This window comes from Type-A symbiont of Plautia stali, assembly GCF_059731155.1.
This window is the reverse complement of the sequence record NZ_AP035891.1, coordinates 848,677-864,767: the sequence shown is the minus strand read 5'-3', so window position 1 is coordinate 864,767 and position 16,091 is coordinate 848,677. Positions and strand designations below refer to the sequence as shown.

Genomic DNA, 16,091 nt, shown 5'->3' with positions numbered 1-16,091 from the left:
TGTTCAGTGCATTCAGCTGCAACGCGGCTGGCTTAGCCCTTTACGTTCTGCATCAGCGTCTTGCGCTGGCTCTCCAGTGCGGTAACCCGGTTACACACTTCATGACCGAAGTTCTGGAAATCCTGCTCCTGATTGTTCCATTCAGTCTGAATCGACTGCTGTAGCCCGCCGAGGTTGCCCATCAGCGCCTGCAGCGGATTGCTGCCGCTGGCGGCCTGTTTGGTGCCCATCTCGTTCAGACTATCCTGCAACACACCGCCCAGCGTGCTCTGCACCAGCTTCTCGCCGTCGGCGCGAACCTGCTCAATTGCCTGATGGTGGAAGGTCAGGCCATCCGGACGGTGCTCGATGATGCGGTTCATCTGCTGCTTCAGCTGGCCGTTCAGCGTGGTCAGGCGATTGCGCACATTGCTGTCCGCCCCGAGTTTTTCGACGATCACTTTATCCAGCGCCACGCGACCCCGCTCCAGACGGGTGGTTGCGCCGCTATCAACCCACGGCAGATCGCGACGCAGCGCGTTCTGGTAGTCAATCGCCTGCTGGCGCGTGGTGTTATCGACGCTCACCGACTTGCCGTTGAACTGCACATCGCCCTGCGGCGTGATTTCAAGGTTGCCGTTGCTGCCCACCACCTGCACGCTCTGGGGTTTGATGATCACATCATCCTTTGGATTGACGCTGCACTGATAGTCAGCATGCGCCTGAGCTGCCGCCAGCAGCAGCGCGGCGAGAAGAGCCTTACGAACCATGAAATCTCCTGCAGATGTGAATAGTCTGATAAGCGGTGGCATTGTGCTGCGTCTGGCGATGCGCAATAAATTGCGCCGCTACGAAAGGTGCATTGGACAAGCGAATCAACCAACACGCACTGAATGTGTAGCGGCGCGATTCATCGCGCGAAGTTATCGCCAGTGGTGATACTTAGTCCCACCAAACGTCGAAGAGTTCAGTGACCTGAATATCGGCGAGATTTTTCTTTTCCAGCCAGTTACGCACCAGCTCGCGGTGCGCGTCGGTGCATTTGCCGGTCTGCTGCAGACACTCCAGCCCTTCCCACACCAGATAGCCGCTGCCGTCATAGGCCAGACCATTAGGATCGATCACCTCATTGATGAACTGATCGAGCGTGGCATCTACCTCTTCCTCACTGGTGCCTTCGGCAAAACGCCAGGCAACAGAGAAGCCTAGCTCCTGAAACTCATCAACATGCAACTTTTTACGTAAACGGCGGCTACGTTTTACAGCCATTATTTCACCCTCTCAAACATCAGATCCCATACTCCATGGCCCAGTCGCTGCCCGCGCTGCTCAAATTTGGTTAACGGACGCGTTTCCGGACGCGGCACGTAATTCTGGCTCTCCGACTGATTGCTATAGCCATCGATGCTGCTCATCACTTCCAGCATGTGCGTGGCGTACTCTTCCCAGTCGGTCGCCATGTGGAACACGCCGCCCAGCTTCAGCTTGCGCAGCACCAGCTCGGCAAACGGTACTTGGACGATGCGGCGCTTGTTGTGGCGCGCCTTATGCCATGGATCCGGGAAAAACAGCTGCACCATGCGCAGCGAATTGTCCGGCACCATGTCCTCCAGCACTTCCACCGCGTCGTGACACATCACGCGCAGATTCTGCACGCCAGCCTCTTTGGTCGAGGCCAGACAGGCACCGACGCCCGGCGCATGCACTTCAATGCCGAGGAAGTTCTGATGCGGATTGTTCTGCGCCATGGTCACCAGTGAGGCACCCATGCCAAAACCAATCTCCAGCACCAGCGGCGCTTCGCGGCCAAACAGCGCGACCATGTCCAGCGGCTGCGGCTGATACTCGACGCCCATCTCCGGCCAGTAATTGTCGAGCGCGAGCTGCTGTCCTTTCGTTAAGCGCCCCTGGCGGCGCACAAAACTGCGGATACGGCGTAAAGGCCGCCCGTTCTCATTAAATTCCGGGGTGATGACGTCATTAATCATGTTGAAACCTGCTGTTTAGCCTGTTCAGGGAAACGGGCATTATGCAAAGTTAAGTAACAGAAGCAAGCCTTTGCAATCTTCCGGTTTACACCCTGATGTCTCTGTGCTGGAATTCCTGCCTGATTGTAGAGTAAACACGGAAAATTTCCTTCTTATGATGCAGGCGCCGCAGTTCGCGCAACAGATGCTGGAGTGGTACCAACGCTTTGGCCGTAAAACTCTGCCGTGGCAGCTGGAGAAAACGCCCTATAAGGTGTGGCTCTCCGAAGTGATGCTGCAGCAGACGCAGGTTGCCGCCGTTATTCCCTATTTCGAACGCTTTATGGCGCGCTTCCCCACGGTTGCCGACCTAGCCGCCGCGCCGCTCGATGAAGTGCTGCATCTGTGGACCGGCCTCGGCTATTACGCACGGGCGCGTAACCTGCACAAGGCGGCTAAACAGGTGGTTGAGCTGCACGGCGGCGTATTCCCGCCCCATTTCGATGACGTAGCGGCGCTGCCGGGCGTCGGCCGCTCCACGGCGGGCGCGATCCTGTCACTGTCGCTTGGCCTGCATTTCCCGATCCTCGACGGCAACGTAAAACGCGTGCTGGCGCGCTGCTACGCGGTGAGCGGCTGGCCGGGCAAAAAAGAGGTGGAGAAGCGGCTGTGGCAGATCAGTGAAGACGTCACGCCAGCTGAAGGCGTCAGTCAGTTCAATCAGGCGATGATGGATCTCGGCGCGTTAGTGTGTACTCGCTCCAGCCCGAAATGCGACATCTGCCCGCTTAACAGCGGCTGCGAGGCGTATGCACAAGGCAACTGGGCTGATTATCCCGGCAAGAAGCTGAAAGTCACGCTGCCAGAGCGAAGCGGCTGGTTCCTGATGCTGCAGCACGGCGACGAGGTGTTTCTGGAGCAGCGTCCGCCGGTGGGTTTGTGGGGCGGCCTGTTCTGCTTCCCGCAGTTCACCAGTGAGCAAGCGCTGACTGACTGGCTGGCGGCGCGCGGCATCCACGCGAAGCCGCAGCAGCTTACTACGTTCCGCCACACCTTCAGCCATTTCCACTTAGATATTGTGCCTATCTGGCTGGCGTGGCCTTCCTCCGGGTCGCTGATGGATGAAGCCGGCGGTCTCTGGTATAACTTAGCGCAACCACCGTCAGTGGGGCTGGCCGCTCCGGTAGAGCGCCTGCTGCATGAGCTGCGCCATCCCCGGCAGCTTCAACTGCGAACCAGTTTGACCGAAGAGGAAGAGTAATGAGCCGCACCATTTTTTGTACTTATCTGCAACGCGACGCTGAAGGCCAGGACTTTCAGCTCTATCCTGGCGAACTGGGTAAGCGCATCTACAATGAGATTTCCAAAGAAGCTTGGCAGCAGTGGATGTCCAAGCAGACCATGCTGATCAACGAGAAGAAGCTCAACATGATGAACCCGGAAGATCGCAAAGTGCTGGAGAAGGAGATGGTGAATTTCCTGTTCGAAGGCAAAGATGTGCACATTGAAGGTTACACCCCGCCAGAAAAATAAACGTTCAGGGCCTCCCTTTGAGGCCCTCTTTTTCGAGTCAGGCACGCATTCACAATGAATAAAAAACTGATAGCACTGCTGGTCATCGCACCCCTGTTAGTCTCCTGCTCCGGACAAAAAAAATCGCAGTACCATGAAGAGTGGGTTAAGGACATCAACGGTTTTGACATTCTGATGGGGCAATTTGCCGCCAACATCGAGAATATCTGGGGAATCAATGAGGTTCTGATCGCCGGACCGAAGGACTACGTCAAATACAGCGATAACTATTACACCCGCAGTCACATCAACTTCGACAGCGGTAGCATCACCATTGAGACCATTTCCGGCACCGACCCGATGGCCAGCCTGCGTCAGGCCATCATCACCACGCTGTTGATTGGTGACGATCCGGGCAACGTCGATCTCTACTCCGACGCCAACGATATTCAGATCAGTAAAGAGCCGCTGCTGTACGGCCAGGTGCTGGATAATACCGGTCAGCCGATCCGCTGGCAGGGGCGCGCCGGTAACTTTGCCGATTACCTGATTCAGAACAAACTGCAGAAGCGTACCTCCGGGCTGCACGTCATCTGGTCGGTGACCATTCCGATGGTGCCTAACCACCTCGACAAACGTGCGCACAAATATCTGCCGCTGGTGCGCAAAGCGGCCGAACAGTATGGCGTTGATGCCTCGCTGATTCTGGCGATCATGCAGACCGAATCGAGCTTCAACCCCTACGCGGTAAGCAACGCCGATGCGCTGGGTCTGATGCAGGTGGTGCAGCATACTGCCGGGGTCGATGTGTTCCGCATAAAGGGCAAATGGGGTAAACCAAGCCGCAACTATCTGCTCGATCCGGCCAATAACATTGATGCCGGTACCGCCTATCTGTCGCTGCTGCAGAAGAGCTATCTCGGCGGGATTCAGGATCCGCTGTCGCGCCGTTACGCGGTGATCACCGCTTATAACGGCGGGGCGGGCAGCGTGCTGCGCGTGTTCTCCAGCGATAAAGACCGCGCTTTCGCCACCATCAACGGCATGTCACCGAGCCAGGTGTATCAGACGCTGACCACCAACCATCCGTCGGCCGAGTCGCGCCGCTATCTGTACAAAGTGAGCCAGGCACAGCGCAGCTACCATCGTTATTGATTAGCGCTCATCTCAACCTTCTCCCGCCCGCGGGAGAAGGTGCCGTGCGGTGGGGGAACAGCACCCCTCCTACAACATCATATTCGCCACTAACCGCTTGTGCCCGCTGTCATCCTCCTCGGTGTAAACCCCCTGCAACTCCGGTGAAAAGCCCGGCAGCAGATTGATACCCGCTTCCAGCGCGAGGAAATAGCGCTGCACCGCCCCGCCCCAGGTTTCGCCTGGCACCACGCACAGCACACCCGGCGGATACGGCAGCGCTCCCTCGGCGGCAATGCGTCCTTCGGCACTGGCGATCGGCACCAGTTCAACGTCACCGCGAATATACGCCTGATGCGCATCCTGCGGATTGACCTCAACTTTCGGGAAACACGCCTGACGGAACATGCCGCGCTGCAGATCCTTGACGTCGTAGCTGACGTACAAATCGTGCATCTCCTGGCACAGGCGACGCAGCGTGTAGCCCTGATAGCGCTCAACGTGCCTGCGATACACGCTCGGCAGCACTTCGGCCAGCAGCGCATCTTCACGCACGTGCTGTTCAAACTGCTCCAGCATCGCCACCAGATGCGCCATTTTTTCCGGCGTTTCCGCTGGTGTCAGCAGGAACAGGATCGAGTTGAGATCGCACTTCTCCGGTACGATACCGTTCTCGCGCAGATAGTTGGCCAGAATAGTGGCCGGAATGCCAAAGCGGGTGTATTCACCGCTGGTGGCATCGATGCCTGGCGTGGTGAGCAGCTGCTTGCACGGGTCCACCAGATACTGTCCGGCATCGTAACCGGCAAAACCGTGCCACTTCGCGCCCGGTTCGAAGCTGAAATACGCCGGATCGGCGGCGATGATGGCGGTTTCTGCCGCCTGCCATGGCTTGCCGTGCACCTGCTCTGGCAGGAAGGGCTGAATCAGGCTGCAGCGCTCGAGGATCGCTTTGCGTGCCTCAATGCCCAGCGTGACGCAGTTGTGCCACATGCTGCGCCCCGCTTCGCCCTGATGCATTCTGGCGTTGATATCCAGCGCAGCGAACAGCGGATAGAACGGGCTGGTTGAGGCGTGCAGCATAAACGCGTTGTTCAGGCGCTTGTGTGGGCAGAAGCGTTTCTGGCCGCGAATATGGTTATCTTTCTTGTGAATCTGCGAAGTCTGCGAGAAGCCCGCCAGCTGCTTATGCACCGACTGGGTGACAAAAATCCCCGGATCGTTCTCGTTGAGCTCCAGCGTCAGCGGCGAGCAACCGGCCATCAGCGGAATAAACTGCTCATAACCCAGCCATGCCGAATCAAACAGGATGTAGTCACACAGATGCCCGATGCGATCCACCACCTGGCGCGCGTTGTATACCGTGCCATCGTAGGTGCCAAGCTGGATGATCGCCAGCCGGAACGGACGCGGCTGATCCGCGCGCTGCGGCGCGACCTGGCGCACCTGCTCGCGCAGATACGTCTCGTCGAAACAGTGCGCATCAATGCCGCCAATAAAGCCAAACGGATTACGCGCCGCTTCAAGATAAACCGGCGTGGCGCCCGCCTGGATCAGCGCACCGTGGTGGTTAGATTTATGGTTATTGCGGTCAAACAGCACCAAATCGCCGCGCGTCAGCAGCGCATTGGTCACCACTTTGTTAGCGCTGGAGGTGCCGTTCAGCACGAAGTAGGTTTTATCGGCGTTGAACACGCGCGCGGCATATTTCTGCGCATCCTTGGCCGAGCCTTCGTGGATCAGTAAATCGCCCAGCTTGACGTCCGCATTACACATATCGGAGCGAAAGACGTTCTCGCCGTAGAACTCATAAAACTGGCGTCCGGCCGGATGGCGGCGGAAAAACGCACCGCCCTGATGGCCCGGACAGGCAAAGGTGCTGTTCTGCATATCGACATAGCGCGTCAGGGTGTCGAAAAACGGCGGCAGCAGTTCCGCCTCGTATGCCTGCGCCGCCTGCTCCAGCGCCTGCCACTCTTCCGCTGCGCCGTTGATCTCTCCGGTCACGCCCGGCAGCGTCAGCACCGCGTCATCAAAGGCGTTCGCGACAAACACCGGCAGATTGAAGCCAGTCTGGCGCAGCAGCGTCAGCACGCCGCTGCGTGTGTCGGCCTGCGAGACCACTACCGCGGCCACGTCGGTGAAATCGGTATTATCCAGCGTCACCACGTCGCGCGCGGTATTGAGACTCAGGCTTGGCGCTACCGCTACGCTGGCAGCAATTTTCAATGGGTTCATAACACAAATCCCCGTAATGAAGGATGAGTGGGTGCCAGTGGCACAGCAATGAGGAAATTTCCCCGGCGAATAACGTCCGGCGGCCGCAACCGATAGACATCAGTAAAACCAGATCGCGTCTGTCTTTACTCATATCCAACAGCGAACGGGGAGTAGCCTCACCGCATGGTGAGCGGGAAATGCGAACAACAGATGACGGAGGCGCGCTTGTCATGAAGCGCACGGCGACAAGTGCAGATGTGCATTGTACCGGACATGGCGGCATCCTCAGCGATGAAGATGGGGAATAAATTCGGGCGACATGATGGCATCTTTTTTTATCGGGAACAACCAATCAGGGCGGAATTTTGATGCAGAACGCTAACGATATACCTCATTGATTTACATGAATAATAGTTAAAGCGCGTATTTTTAACTGCCTGAATAGTCGAAGGTTATGCAAAGTTATCCAGAATGTAACGCCGGTGCAATAGCGACCGCCTGCCGCGCCCATCTGCCTGGCACTCCCTGAGGCAGAAGCGTACTATGGAGCGCACTTCTCCCAACCAGCCGGAGGCTGCATGTTCAAGGCACTGGTCATTGAAAATGATGAACAGGGATACCGCACATCCCTGCAGGATCTGTCAGAACAACAATTGCCCGAGCAGGATGTTACCCTCGAAGTAAGCTACTCCACCCTCAACTACAAAGACGCGCTGGCCATCTGCAATAAAGAGCCGATTGTGCGCCAGTTTCCCATGGTGCCGGGCATCGATTTTGTTGGCCGGGTGATCCACAGCCGTCATCCGGAGTGGCAGCAGGACGATGTTGCGCTGCTCACCGGCTGGGGCGTGGGTGAAAAACACTGGGGCGGGCTGGCGCAGAAAGCCAGCGTCTCCGGCGACTGGCTGGTCAACGTCCCGGCGGCGCTCAGCCCACTGCAAACCATGGCGATTGGCACTGCCGGCTTTACCGCGATGCTGTGCGTACTGGCGCTGGAAAAACAGGGCATCACACCGCAGCACGGTCCGGTACTGGTTACCGGTGCCAGCGGCGGCGTGGGCAGCTTCAGCGTGTGCCTGCTGGCGCGTCTCGGCTATGAGGTCGTGGCATCCAGCGGCCGCGCCAGCGACAGCGCCTACCTGCTCGATACGCTCGGCGCCTCCGCTATTATCGACCGTAACGAACTGAGCGCGCCCGGCAAACCGCTGGCGAAAGAGCGCTGGGCCGCAGCGATCGATAGCGTCGGCAGCCACACGCTGGCCAATGTGTTAGCCGGGATCCAGCGCGACGGCGTGGTCGCCGCCTGCGGCATGGCACAGGGCCTCGATCTGCCCACCAGCGTCGCGCCGTTTATTCTGCGCGGCGTTACGCTGGCCGGCGTGGACAGCGTGATGTGCGCCAAACCGTTGCGTCAGCAGGCGTGGCAGCGTCTGGCGGAGCTGGTTGACGGCGCGCTGCTGGAGCAGATGACCAAAGTGATTCCACTGAGCGAGGCGCGCGCAGGCGCAGAACAGCTGCTGGCGGGCCAGGTGCGTGGGCGACTGATTGTCGATTGCCGTCAGGCACCATGACCCGGTGTAGGGTGCAGTTATGGCCGCAGCTGTATCTGCGGTCGCTCCTGCGCTGGCGGCGTAACGACCTGCAGGTCGGCCTGATACCAGCGCGTCAGGATCGGTTCGGTCATCACCGCGTGCGGTGCGCCCTGCGCCACCAGCTGGCCGTGGTGTAACAACAACACCCGATCCGACCACAGAGAGGCCAGATTCAAATCGTGCAGCACCGCGCAGACGCTGAAGCGGCCATTGCGCGTCAGCCGGTGCAGCAGGCGCAGAGTGGACTGCTGCCAGTAGAGATCGAGCGCGGAGGTGGGTTCATCCAGCAACAGCCAGCCGCGCGGGCCGTGGTCATGCCACAGCTGCGCCAGCAATACGCGCGGCAGGCGAATCGTGAGCCAGATTTGCCAGGCCAGATCGCTGAGCGGCGCCTGCCACAGCGTGCGCAGCGACAGCGGCATAGCGCCGAGGTTGGCCGCTAGCAGCATGCTGATACTCATTAACATCAGCCAGCGCATCATCAGGCGGTTAATCATGCTGCGCGGCTTCCGCCGCATGGCGCAGGCGCAAAATCGCGCCCGGCGTATCGAGGCCGAAACTCAGCAGCGCCATCTCATCAATCACCAGCAGCGCGTGAGCTTCAAGCCCAGCAGCGCCCACACCGCCTGTTCGCCTCCCAGCGTGCGCAGCCCCTCTTCTCCGACCACCACCAAATCCGGTGCTGCCGCCACAACGCCCTCCTGCGACAGCTGCTGATAGTGCGGCACCGCGCTTATGGCATTGACCAGGCCGGCAGCGCGAATTGCGCCGTCAGCGCCGGTCTGCGCGCCAGCCGCCTGGGTGCGTAAACCGCCGTGCGCCATGATAAACAGCACTTTCACCGGCAGCGGCTGCTGCGGTAGCTGCGCACGCTGTTTGTTTACCTTGTCGATCAACGCGCGGGCCGCCTGTTCACGCTGCAGCGCTTTGCCAATGGTGGCGATTTTGTCTGTGATGGCATAGAGGCGGTTATCACCACTGACCTCCACCACCGTTACCCCGGCGTCCGCCACCTGCTGCAACACCAGCGAGGGTTTAGCCAGCGCGCTGGCCAGTACCAGCGTCGGTTTCAGTGCCAGAATGCCTTCAGCGTTGAGCTGGCGCATATAGCCGATATCCGGCAGCCTGGTGGCCGCCGCCGGATGCTGGCTGGTGCTGTCGCGCGCCACCAGCTGCGCCTGCGCATCCAGCGCGTAGACGATCTGCGTCACGTCACCACCGATAGTAATGATGCGCTGCGCCGCCCACGCCGGCATGTCCGTTTGCGCGGTGGTGTAAATTTTCAGCACCGCATCGGCGTGACGATCGAAAATCTGTATGCTCTGCCGTTCGCCGTGCGCGGTCTGCTCGCGCAGGAAGAAAGCACTGTGCCACTGCGCGGGAAACAGACGCTGGTCGAGCTGCACGCGGATTAAGCACCAGCCCGCCATGTTCGCCGAGATGCAGGTTGCTGTAGGTTCCCACCTGTTCGTGCACCGCCCAGGCATTGCGCGTAATACTTTTGGTCTCACCCACTGCTGCCAGCGCCGTCAGCAGCGCCGGAAAATCGGCGCGCAGCGGCAGCGCGTCGTGGCCCACGCGCGCTTCGCACAGCTGTGCTTCACCCATGCCCATCAGCGCGGCTAAATCACGCGCGTACTTTTTTGTATGCTGGCCTTTCAGCGCCAGATAGTGTTGATAGCGTTGATGCATTGCGCTTGCTCGCGTGAAAATGCCCTGCGCCACCGCAGGGCGAAAAGTGATTAGAAGTCGACGTTCACGCCCAGTTGCCAGGTGCGTCCCGGCATCACGGCCAGATTGATGTCGTTGCGCTCCTGCGCGCTGGCGCTGGTCAGCGTGCGGCTGCTGAGGTAATCCCAGTATTTACGATCGGTAATGTTGTAGACACCGCCGCTCAGCTTGACGTTTTTCGTCAACTGCCAGTACGCGGTGGCATCGATCAGGCCGTAGCCCGGCACGCGCATGTATTCGCTGCTGGCGTCGCTGATGGCCGCCCCGCTGTTGCTGTAGCTCTCACGGTTGGTAGCGCTGGCCTGTTTGCCTTTGACGAAGGTGGCGGTGAGCGCCGCGCCGTAACCGCGCGCTTTGTCGTCCCACGCGACGCCGACAATCGCTTTCAGCGGCGCGACGCTGTCGAGATCGATATATTTGTCACCCAGATAGCGGGATTTCGCTTTACCCTCGCTGTAGCCGAGCGCGAACGTGCTGCTCAGGCCATCTACCGTCGAGAACCAGCTGCCGTAGTTGACGCGGGTGCTGATCTCCGCCCCATAAATGTAGGCTTTGTCGCGATTCTCAGCCTGATAGCTGGTGTAGATGTTGGCCGGAACATTGACGAACATCTCCGGGTTGGTGGCGCGACGATAGCGGGTGTAGGCAATAAAGTTTTTGTAGGTGTTGTAGAACACCGAGGTATTGAGGGTGATGCCGTCGGTCGGCTGTCCTTTCAGACCCCACTCAAAATTGTTGCTGGTCTCGGTTTTCAGATCGGCATTACCAATTAACGCGTACTGCGCGCTGCCGGCGTAGCTTGAACCAAGGTTCCACGAGCCGTACAGCTGGCTGGTAGTCAGGAACTCCACGCCACGCTTATATTGCAGCCAGGTGGTGAGCGCCGGATTGAGATCGTACTGGAAGGTCAGTGACGGCAGCACTTCGGTGTCTGAATTGGTCTTGCCGTACAGTTTTTCCACCTGCTCTTCGGTCAGCACCGTGCTGCCGTTGGTCAGATCGCCGAGGTTCTTCGGTTTGGTGCTTTGATGAATGACGCGCACGCCGGGAATAACCGCGAAATTGTGGCTATCGAGATCGAAATTGATTTTATCCTGCAGATAGCCGGCCACGGTCCAGGCGCGGCTGTCTGACTGCGGCTGGGTGATGGTGCCGAAGGTGCCCGGGTTCGGCTCCTGGCGGAACGGACGCTCGCTGTTCTCCAGACGCGCGTTGACGCCGGCGCTCAGTTCGTGGCGGCCGAGGGTTTTGCTGGCGCGCGTGTCAAACCCGTAGGTATCGACGTTGTAGTCAGAGTAGACGAAGCCGTACTGACTGGCGCTGGTCGGTAACCAAGTGGTGTCGTGCGCTTGGGTTTGCTGCCAGTAAACCCGCGTGGTCAGCGTATCGATCACCTCGTTGTACGGCGTCCACTCGTCGGCAAGGTTAATGCCCCAGCGGCGCGAATCGCTCTGCTGTTGGGCGGTGCCCCAAAGGGTATTGCCGCTGCTGCTGTCCCTAGTATCGTAGTGGGTGTGATTGGTTTTGTGGTAGTAGTCGAAGGTGGTGCTCAGCTTGTGCTGATCGTTTGGCTGCCAGATGCCCGACGTCATAAAGGCATCCGAGTGCCAGTTGGCCGGATAGGCGTCTTTTACGCCGCTGTTGTTGCGCGTCTGCTGGCCGTCGCGGCGGCTGTAGACAAACAGGCCGCGCAGTTCATCATCCCCTGCCGCCGCGGTGATGCCGTTGTGCCAACTGCGATCTTCCGAACTGTAGTTGCTCTGATAACCGAAATAGTGGGTTTTATCGCTGCTGAGATAGTCGTCCGGCGACTTGTTATGAAACGATATGTTACCGCCGATCGCGGTGTTAGGTTGCTCCATCGACGTAGCGCCCTTCTCAATTTCGACGCTGCTAAACATATACGGGTCGATGTAGTCGCGACCAATACCGAAGGTATTGTTACCGGCGCGACTGACGTACGGACGACCGGTGGCGTCCGGCAGCGGAATGCCATCAATATCCAGACCGACACGGTTACTTTCCAGACCGCGAATGTTGTAGCCGGTGTAGCCTGCACGGTCAAAGCCGCTTTTACCGGCTGACGAACCGCCCGCCGCGCCAGTGGCGCTGACCAGCGGCTCATAACGCATAATCGAACCGAAGTCATTGGCGCCGCGTTTTTGCAGATCGCTGGCGGTGAGCGTGGTTGTGCTGCCGGCCTGCTGCTTAGGCGCGGTAACGGTCATTACCGGTTCACTGCTGCTGTTGTTCTCTGCGGAACGCGCCAGCGTACTGCTGTCGCTGGCGGCATAGCTGCAGGCTGCGTGGATAGCAGAGGCAAGGACAGCGACGTTAAACAGACGCTGCCGGAAATTTCCCTGAAGGTGTAAAGACATGCGCGAAATACCTGGTTAATTGTTAGTATTCGCTCACTTGTTTGCTGCCAGAAAACCACGGCTTTATGCTAAAAACCGTGAAACAGCGCGTCACGCTGGCCAGATAATGTTATCGATCCCGGCACCTGTGGCACAGTGTCATGCGCGCTTCAGTGCACAGCTGCCGTGTGTAACTGGCAGCGGCGTCGAAGGGATGCCTGTGGGATTTATAGAGAGTAAAATGATGGCGAAAATAATTTAATACAATTGGTAATCAATATCATTTGCATTAAGATGTATCTCGTGAGCACAATTTGTTAACCTGTGATTAATCAAGCGCTAACAGGAGGGATATGATGGCAGATAAACCGGCAGTAACCATTCACTACTGTACCCAATGTAACTGGCTACTGCGTTCGGCGTGGATGGCGCAGGAGTTGCTGCATACCTTTGCCGGCGATTTCAGCGCGGTCACGCTCCAGCCCGGCAGCGGCGGCGTGTTCGAGATCAGCATTGATGGTCAGGTGACTTGGGAACGCAAACAGGAAGGCGGCTTTCCCGATGCGGCAGCACTGAAGCAGCGGGTGCGCGATGTTTGCTGGCCGGATCGCGAACTGGAGCACGTGGACAAGAAGAAACCGTTACGGTGAAGGGCGAGCGCTTAGCTGTTGGCGATCTTCTCTGCCGCGTCCTGCAACGCCGCCACGACACTCTCCACCGTGGCCGGTGAAATCTGCTCCTGCGATAGCCGGTGATTGAGCGTATAGCGAAGCGTATGGATCGCCTGCTCCACCTGCGGAATGCTGCGGTTGTTGACCAGAATCGCCAGCGAAGTGAGCCGCCCGATAATCACCGCCACGTTTTCGCCATTTTCCGCCAACAGCGCGCGGCCCGCATCGTTGAGCGCGTAGGCTTTGCGCGTGGCCTGGGCATCCACCACGCGAATAGCGTCCATCTCTTCCAGCAGCGTCAGGTTGGGATAAATAATGCCGGGGCTGGGGGAATATTCGCCTTTCGACAACTCTTCCACCGATTTGATCAGCTCATAACCGTGCGCCGCACCGCTGGCCAGAAAGTGCAGCATCAGCAGGCGAATATCACTGGCATCCAGCATCCTTTCGCGCCGCTTTCTGCGTGCGCCGGCACAGCTGGCGCGCTGTGCCGCATCGGCGTGCTCTGGAACATCCCGCTGCTGTTTCATCGCCTTCCCGGGGTCAGTTGAGGGAGGTTGATAGTAGTCTGGTGCCTGGTAAAATTCAACACAGGCGGCAGCGGGCGGGTGCCGGTTATTTCTGATGCCAGTAAGCGACGGCGCGCACCAGGTCGCTGTGCGCAGCACGTTGCTGAGTAAAGTAATCGCTCAGCTGTTTCACCACCGCGCCTTCGCCGGTCAGCCAGATGAAGTAGTCATCGGCAGGCAGCACAATCGGGTCAAGCAGCGGCATCAGCGCCTCAGTCTGCATCTTGCCACTGCCGAGCCAGCTCACCGTGACGTCCGGCAGGTCGCCAAGATACGCGCGTCCGATTGGCTCATCGACACAGGCCAGCAGATGAATCTGCTGTGCCTGCATTTCATCATAGCGGCGCTTAAACGCCGGCAGACCGGTCTCATCACAGACATAGACCTGACAGGCATAATCCACCGGCACGACGCACGAGCCGCGCGGGCCGCCCATCGCAATGCGATCGCCCGGCTGAGCGGCACTCGCCCAGCTGCTGGCGACGCCGCCGTCGTGGATGTAAAAATCCAGCGTCAGCGAATCGCTGCCGTTAAAGGCCAGCGGCGTATGGTCGCGCGCCGCCGGACGCACGCCGTCAGGCCAGACGATGCCTTCGTCGGTCATGTGTGGCAGCGCCAGCGCACCGGCAGGCGTATCCGGGAAAAATACTTTGATGTGGTCGTCAAAAGAGGGCGAGTGGAACCCCGCCAGATCGCTGCCGCTAAAGACGATGCGCCAGAAGGCATCGGCCATCCGCGTTTTGCTGGCGACGGTGATGTGACGGAAGCGTAATTCATTGCGCACGCGTTGTGGAGCGCGGTGGTGAGTCGGGTTTGGCAACGTTTCTCTCCCTGCAGCGACGGTCCCGCGCTACTGCGCTGCCGCACACCGCTGATGGTGCATGTTATCGAAAATCATTCTCATTAAACTCCTTGTAAGACACCTATAATATATTTTCGACGCAATGCCGAAAAATGCTATTGGCGAAAACGGAACCGGTTTTTGCAAGGTAAGGAAGCGTTTGTTGGCGGGGATTTTCACGGCTTCAGGTCGCCATAAATGGCGACCCTACAGCGTGGCAGAGCCGCGCATAAAAAAAGCGGAGAGTCGCTTCTCCGCTTGTTACTGTCTGCACACCCGATTAGCGGGTCAGATCATCAAAGAACTTCTTTACGCCGTCGAAGAAGCTTTTCGAACGCGGGCTGTTTTTCTCGCCGGTTGGTCCGCCGAAGCTCTCTTCCAGCTCGCGCAGCAGCGATTTTTGCTTGTCGTTGAGGCTGACCGGGGTTTCCACCACCACGCGACACAGCAGATCGCCCACTGCACCGCCGCGCACCGACTTCACGCCTTTGCCGCGCATGCGGAACAGCTTGCCGGTCTGGGTTTCTGCCGGCACTTTCAGCTTCACGCGACCGTCGAGCGTCGGCACTTCAATCTCGCCGCCCAGCGCTGCCATAGCAAAGTTGATCGGCACTTCGCAGTACAGGTTGTTATCTTCACGCTCAAAGATGGGGTGTTTCTTCACCGAAACCTGCACGTACAGATCGCCAGCCGGTGCGCCATGTTCGCCCGCTTCACCTTCTCCGCTGAGGCGGATACGGTCGCCGGTATCGACGCCCGCCGGGATTTTCACCGACAGCGTTTTCTGGCGCTCAACGCGGCCATGGCCGTGACAGGCGTTGCACGGATCTTTAATCACCGAGCCGCGACCGTGACAGGTCGGACAGGCTTGCTGCACGGTAAAGAAGCCCTGACGCATCTGTACCTGGCCCGCACCGTGACAGGTCGGACAGGTCTGCGGCTGGGTGCCCGCTTTGGCGCCGCTGCCGTGGCAGACATCACACTCTTCCAGCGTTGGAATGCGGATCTCTTTGGTCACGCCGCGTACCGCTTCTTCCAGCGTCAGTTCCATGTTGTAGCGTAAATCGGCGCCGCGTGAGGCGCGCTGACGGCGACTACCACCAAAGATATCGCCGAACACGTCGCCAAAGATATCATTGAAGTCGGCACCGCCGCCGCCAAAGCCGCCGCCGAAGCCGCCACCACCGCCCTGCTCAAACGCCGCATGACCGTACTGATCGTAAGCTGCACGCTTCTGCGCATCGGTGAGGATCTCGTAGGCTTCCTTGACCTCTTTGAATTTCGTCTCGGCCTCTTTATCGCCCGGATTACGGTCCGGGTGATACTTCATCGCTAGGCGCTTATAGGCCTTTTTGATTTCGCGCTCATCGGCGGATTTTGAGACGCCTAAGATCTCGTAAAAATCACTCTTAGCCATTTTTCTCTGCCCTTAACATGATCGCACGGGCGTGGAGAGATCTCCGACGCCCGTGCTGGTTTCAACGGCTGTCAGGCCAGCCGTCGCGCCCGGTCAGGGGC

At 58.8% G+C, this 16,091-nt stretch carries 13 protein-coding genes and 3 pseudogenes; 5 read left to right on the top strand and 11 right to left on the bottom strand.

Annotated elements, in window-relative coordinates; translation table 11 throughout:
• Window positions 1-32 precede the first annotated feature (32 nt).
• From AC6I8M_RS04615 to trmB, 3 genes are all read right to left on the bottom strand, one after another.
• Entirely contained in the window at window positions 33-749 is a 717-nt protein-coding gene (locus AC6I8M_RS04615) for a YggN family protein (RefSeq protein WP_010617018.1), read from the bottom strand.
• A 172-nt stretch (window positions 750-921) separates the two neighbouring features.
• Window positions 922-1,248, bottom strand: a complete 327-nt coding sequence (locus AC6I8M_RS04610) for a YggL family protein (protein WP_010617017.1) — start codon at window positions 1,246-1,248, stop codon at window positions 922-924.
• Window positions 1,248-1,967 (bottom strand): tRNA (guanosine(46)-N7)-methyltransferase TrmB, encoded by a 720-nt coding sequence (gene trmB / locus AC6I8M_RS04605; protein ID WP_010617016.1) that lies wholly within the window; start codon window positions 1,965-1,967, stop codon window positions 1,248-1,250. Before trmB ends, AC6I8M_RS04610 begins: the two co-directional genes overlap by 1 nt.
• 154 nt (window positions 1,968-2,121) lie before the next feature.
• Between trmB and mutY the strand changes: the two genes are divergently transcribed.
• The 3 genes from mutY to mltC are packed head-to-tail and all read left to right on the top strand — an operon-like array spanning window position 2,122 to window position 4,613.
• Window positions 2,122-3,207 carry an A/G-specific adenine glycosylase gene (gene mutY / locus AC6I8M_RS04600; protein WP_010617015.1) on the top strand — a complete coding sequence of 362 codons (1,086 nt, stop codon included), beginning with the start codon at window positions 2,122-2,124 and terminating at the stop codon, window positions 3,205-3,207.
• Window positions 3,207-3,479 carry an oxidative damage protection protein gene (locus AC6I8M_RS04595; RefSeq protein ID WP_010617014.1) on the top strand — a complete coding sequence of 91 codons (273 nt, stop codon included), beginning with the start codon at window positions 3,207-3,209 and terminating at the stop codon, window positions 3,477-3,479. Before mutY ends, AC6I8M_RS04595 begins: the two co-directional genes overlap by 1 nt.
• 54 nt (window positions 3,480-3,533) lie before the next feature.
• On the top strand, window positions 3,534-4,613 hold the full coding sequence (gene mltC / locus AC6I8M_RS04590; RefSeq protein ID WP_058948724.1) for a membrane-bound lytic murein transglycosylase MltC: 1,080 nt from the start codon (window positions 3,534-3,536) through the stop codon (window positions 4,611-4,613).
• A 69-nt stretch (window positions 4,614-4,682) separates the two neighbouring features.
• Here the strand turns inward: mltC and AC6I8M_RS04585 are convergent, their stop codons facing one another.
• Complete coding sequence (locus AC6I8M_RS04585; protein WP_058948723.1) at window positions 4,683-6,830, bottom strand: ornithine decarboxylase; 2,148 nt, start codon at window positions 6,828-6,830, stop codon at window positions 4,683-4,685.
• A 560-nt stretch (window positions 6,831-7,390) separates the two neighbouring features.
• Here AC6I8M_RS04585 and acuI point away from each other — a divergent pair.
• Window positions 7,391-8,383, top strand: coding sequence for an acrylyl-CoA reductase (NADPH) (gene acuI, locus AC6I8M_RS04580; protein ID WP_010617011.1), 993 nt, complete (start codon window positions 7,391-7,393; stop codon window positions 8,381-8,383).
• A gap of 17 nt (window positions 8,384-8,400) precedes the next feature.
• On the opposite strand, the pseudogene AC6I8M_RS04575 reads toward acuI, so the two are convergent.
• The 4 genes and pseudogenes from AC6I8M_RS04575 to AC6I8M_RS04560 form a co-directional block, all read right to left on the bottom strand.
• Window positions 8,401-8,736 (bottom strand): annotated as a pseudogene (locus AC6I8M_RS04575) (ATP-binding cassette domain-containing protein); the annotation flags it as partial.
• 157 nt (window positions 8,737-8,893) lie between these two features.
• A pseudogene (locus tag AC6I8M_RS04570) lies at window positions 8,894-9,660 on the bottom strand (heme/hemin ABC transporter substrate-binding protein).
• Window positions 9,643-10,096: pseudogene (locus tag AC6I8M_RS04565) on the bottom strand (ChuX/HutX family heme-like substrate-binding protein); the annotation flags it as partial. The pseudogenes AC6I8M_RS04570 and AC6I8M_RS04565, both read right to left, overlap by 18 nt.
• Window positions 10,097-10,146: 50 nt before the next feature.
• Window positions 10,147-12,513, bottom strand: a complete 2,367-nt coding sequence (locus AC6I8M_RS04560) for a TonB-dependent receptor domain-containing protein (RefSeq protein WP_010617006.1) — start codon at window positions 12,511-12,513, stop codon at window positions 10,147-10,149.
• Window positions 12,514-12,848: 335 nt separating this feature from the next.
• Between AC6I8M_RS04560 and AC6I8M_RS04555 the strand changes: the two genes are divergently transcribed.
• Window positions 12,849-13,142 carry an Rdx family protein gene (locus AC6I8M_RS04555; protein WP_010617005.1) on the top strand — a complete coding sequence of 98 codons (294 nt, stop codon included), beginning with the start codon at window positions 12,849-12,851 and terminating at the stop codon, window positions 13,140-13,142.
• Window positions 13,143-13,153: 11 nt separating this feature from the next.
• On the opposite strand, the gene AC6I8M_RS04550 is transcribed toward AC6I8M_RS04555, so the two are convergent.
• The 3 genes from AC6I8M_RS04550 to dnaJ form a co-directional block, all read right to left on the bottom strand.
• The gene (locus AC6I8M_RS04550; RefSeq protein ID WP_498013682.1) at window positions 13,154-13,693 is read right to left on the bottom strand and encodes a PadR family transcriptional regulator; all 540 of its coding nucleotides are present in this window, start codon (window positions 13,691-13,693) and stop codon (window positions 13,154-13,156) included.
• A gap of 85 nt (window positions 13,694-13,778) precedes the next feature.
• The gene (locus AC6I8M_RS04545) at window positions 13,779-14,552 is read right to left on the bottom strand and encodes a siderophore-interacting protein (RefSeq protein WP_041387290.1); all 774 of its coding nucleotides are present in this window, start codon (window positions 14,550-14,552) and stop codon (window positions 13,779-13,781) included.
• A gap of 301 nt (window positions 14,553-14,853) precedes the next feature.
• Window positions 14,854-15,990: a molecular chaperone DnaJ gene (gene dnaJ / locus AC6I8M_RS04540; protein WP_010617002.1), complete on the bottom strand. Its 1,137-nt coding sequence runs from the start codon at window positions 15,988-15,990 to the stop codon at window positions 14,854-14,856.
• Window positions 15,991-16,091: the final 101 nt, after the last annotated feature.

Excerpts from the sequence above, each read along its gene's own strand:
- AC6I8M_RS04585 (WP_058948723.1), bottom strand. The coding sequence starts at position 6,830 with ATGAACCCATTGAAAATTGCTGCCAGCGTAGCGGTAGCGCCAAGCCTG.
- AC6I8M_RS04595 (WP_010617014.1), top strand. The coding sequence starts at position 3,207 with ATGAGCCGCACCATTTTTTGTACTTATCTGCAACGCGACGCTGAAGGC.
- AC6I8M_RS04560 (WP_010617006.1), bottom strand. The coding sequence starts at position 12,513 with ATGTCTTTACACCTTCAGGGAAATTTCCGGCAGCGTCTGTTTAACGTC.
- dnaJ (WP_010617002.1), bottom strand. The coding sequence starts at position 15,990 with ATGGCTAAGAGTGATTTTTACGAGATCTTAGGCGTCTCAAAATCCGCC.
- trmB (WP_010617016.1), bottom strand. The coding sequence starts at position 1,967 with ATGATTAATGACGTCATCACCCCGGAATTTAATGAGAACGGGCGGCCT.
- AC6I8M_RS04555 (WP_010617005.1), top strand. The coding sequence starts at position 12,849 with ATGGCAGATAAACCGGCAGTAACCATTCACTACTGTACCCAATGTAAC.
- AC6I8M_RS04550 (WP_498013682.1), bottom strand. The coding sequence starts at position 13,693 with ATGAAACAGCAGCGGGATGTTCCAGAGCACGCCGATGCGGCACAGCGC.
- mltC (WP_058948724.1), top strand. The coding sequence starts at position 3,534 with ATGAATAAAAAACTGATAGCACTGCTGGTCATCGCACCCCTGTTAGTC.
- AC6I8M_RS04610 (WP_010617017.1), bottom strand. The coding sequence starts at position 1,248 with ATGGCTGTAAAACGTAGCCGCCGTTTACGTAAAAAGTTGCATGTTGAT.
- mutY (WP_010617015.1), top strand. The coding sequence starts at position 2,122 with ATGATGCAGGCGCCGCAGTTCGCGCAACAGATGCTGGAGTGGTACCAA.
- acuI (WP_010617011.1), top strand. The coding sequence starts at position 7,391 with ATGTTCAAGGCACTGGTCATTGAAAATGATGAACAGGGATACCGCACA.
- AC6I8M_RS04615 (WP_010617018.1), bottom strand. The coding sequence starts at position 749 with ATGGTTCGTAAGGCTCTTCTCGCCGCGCTGCTGCTGGCGGCAGCTCAG.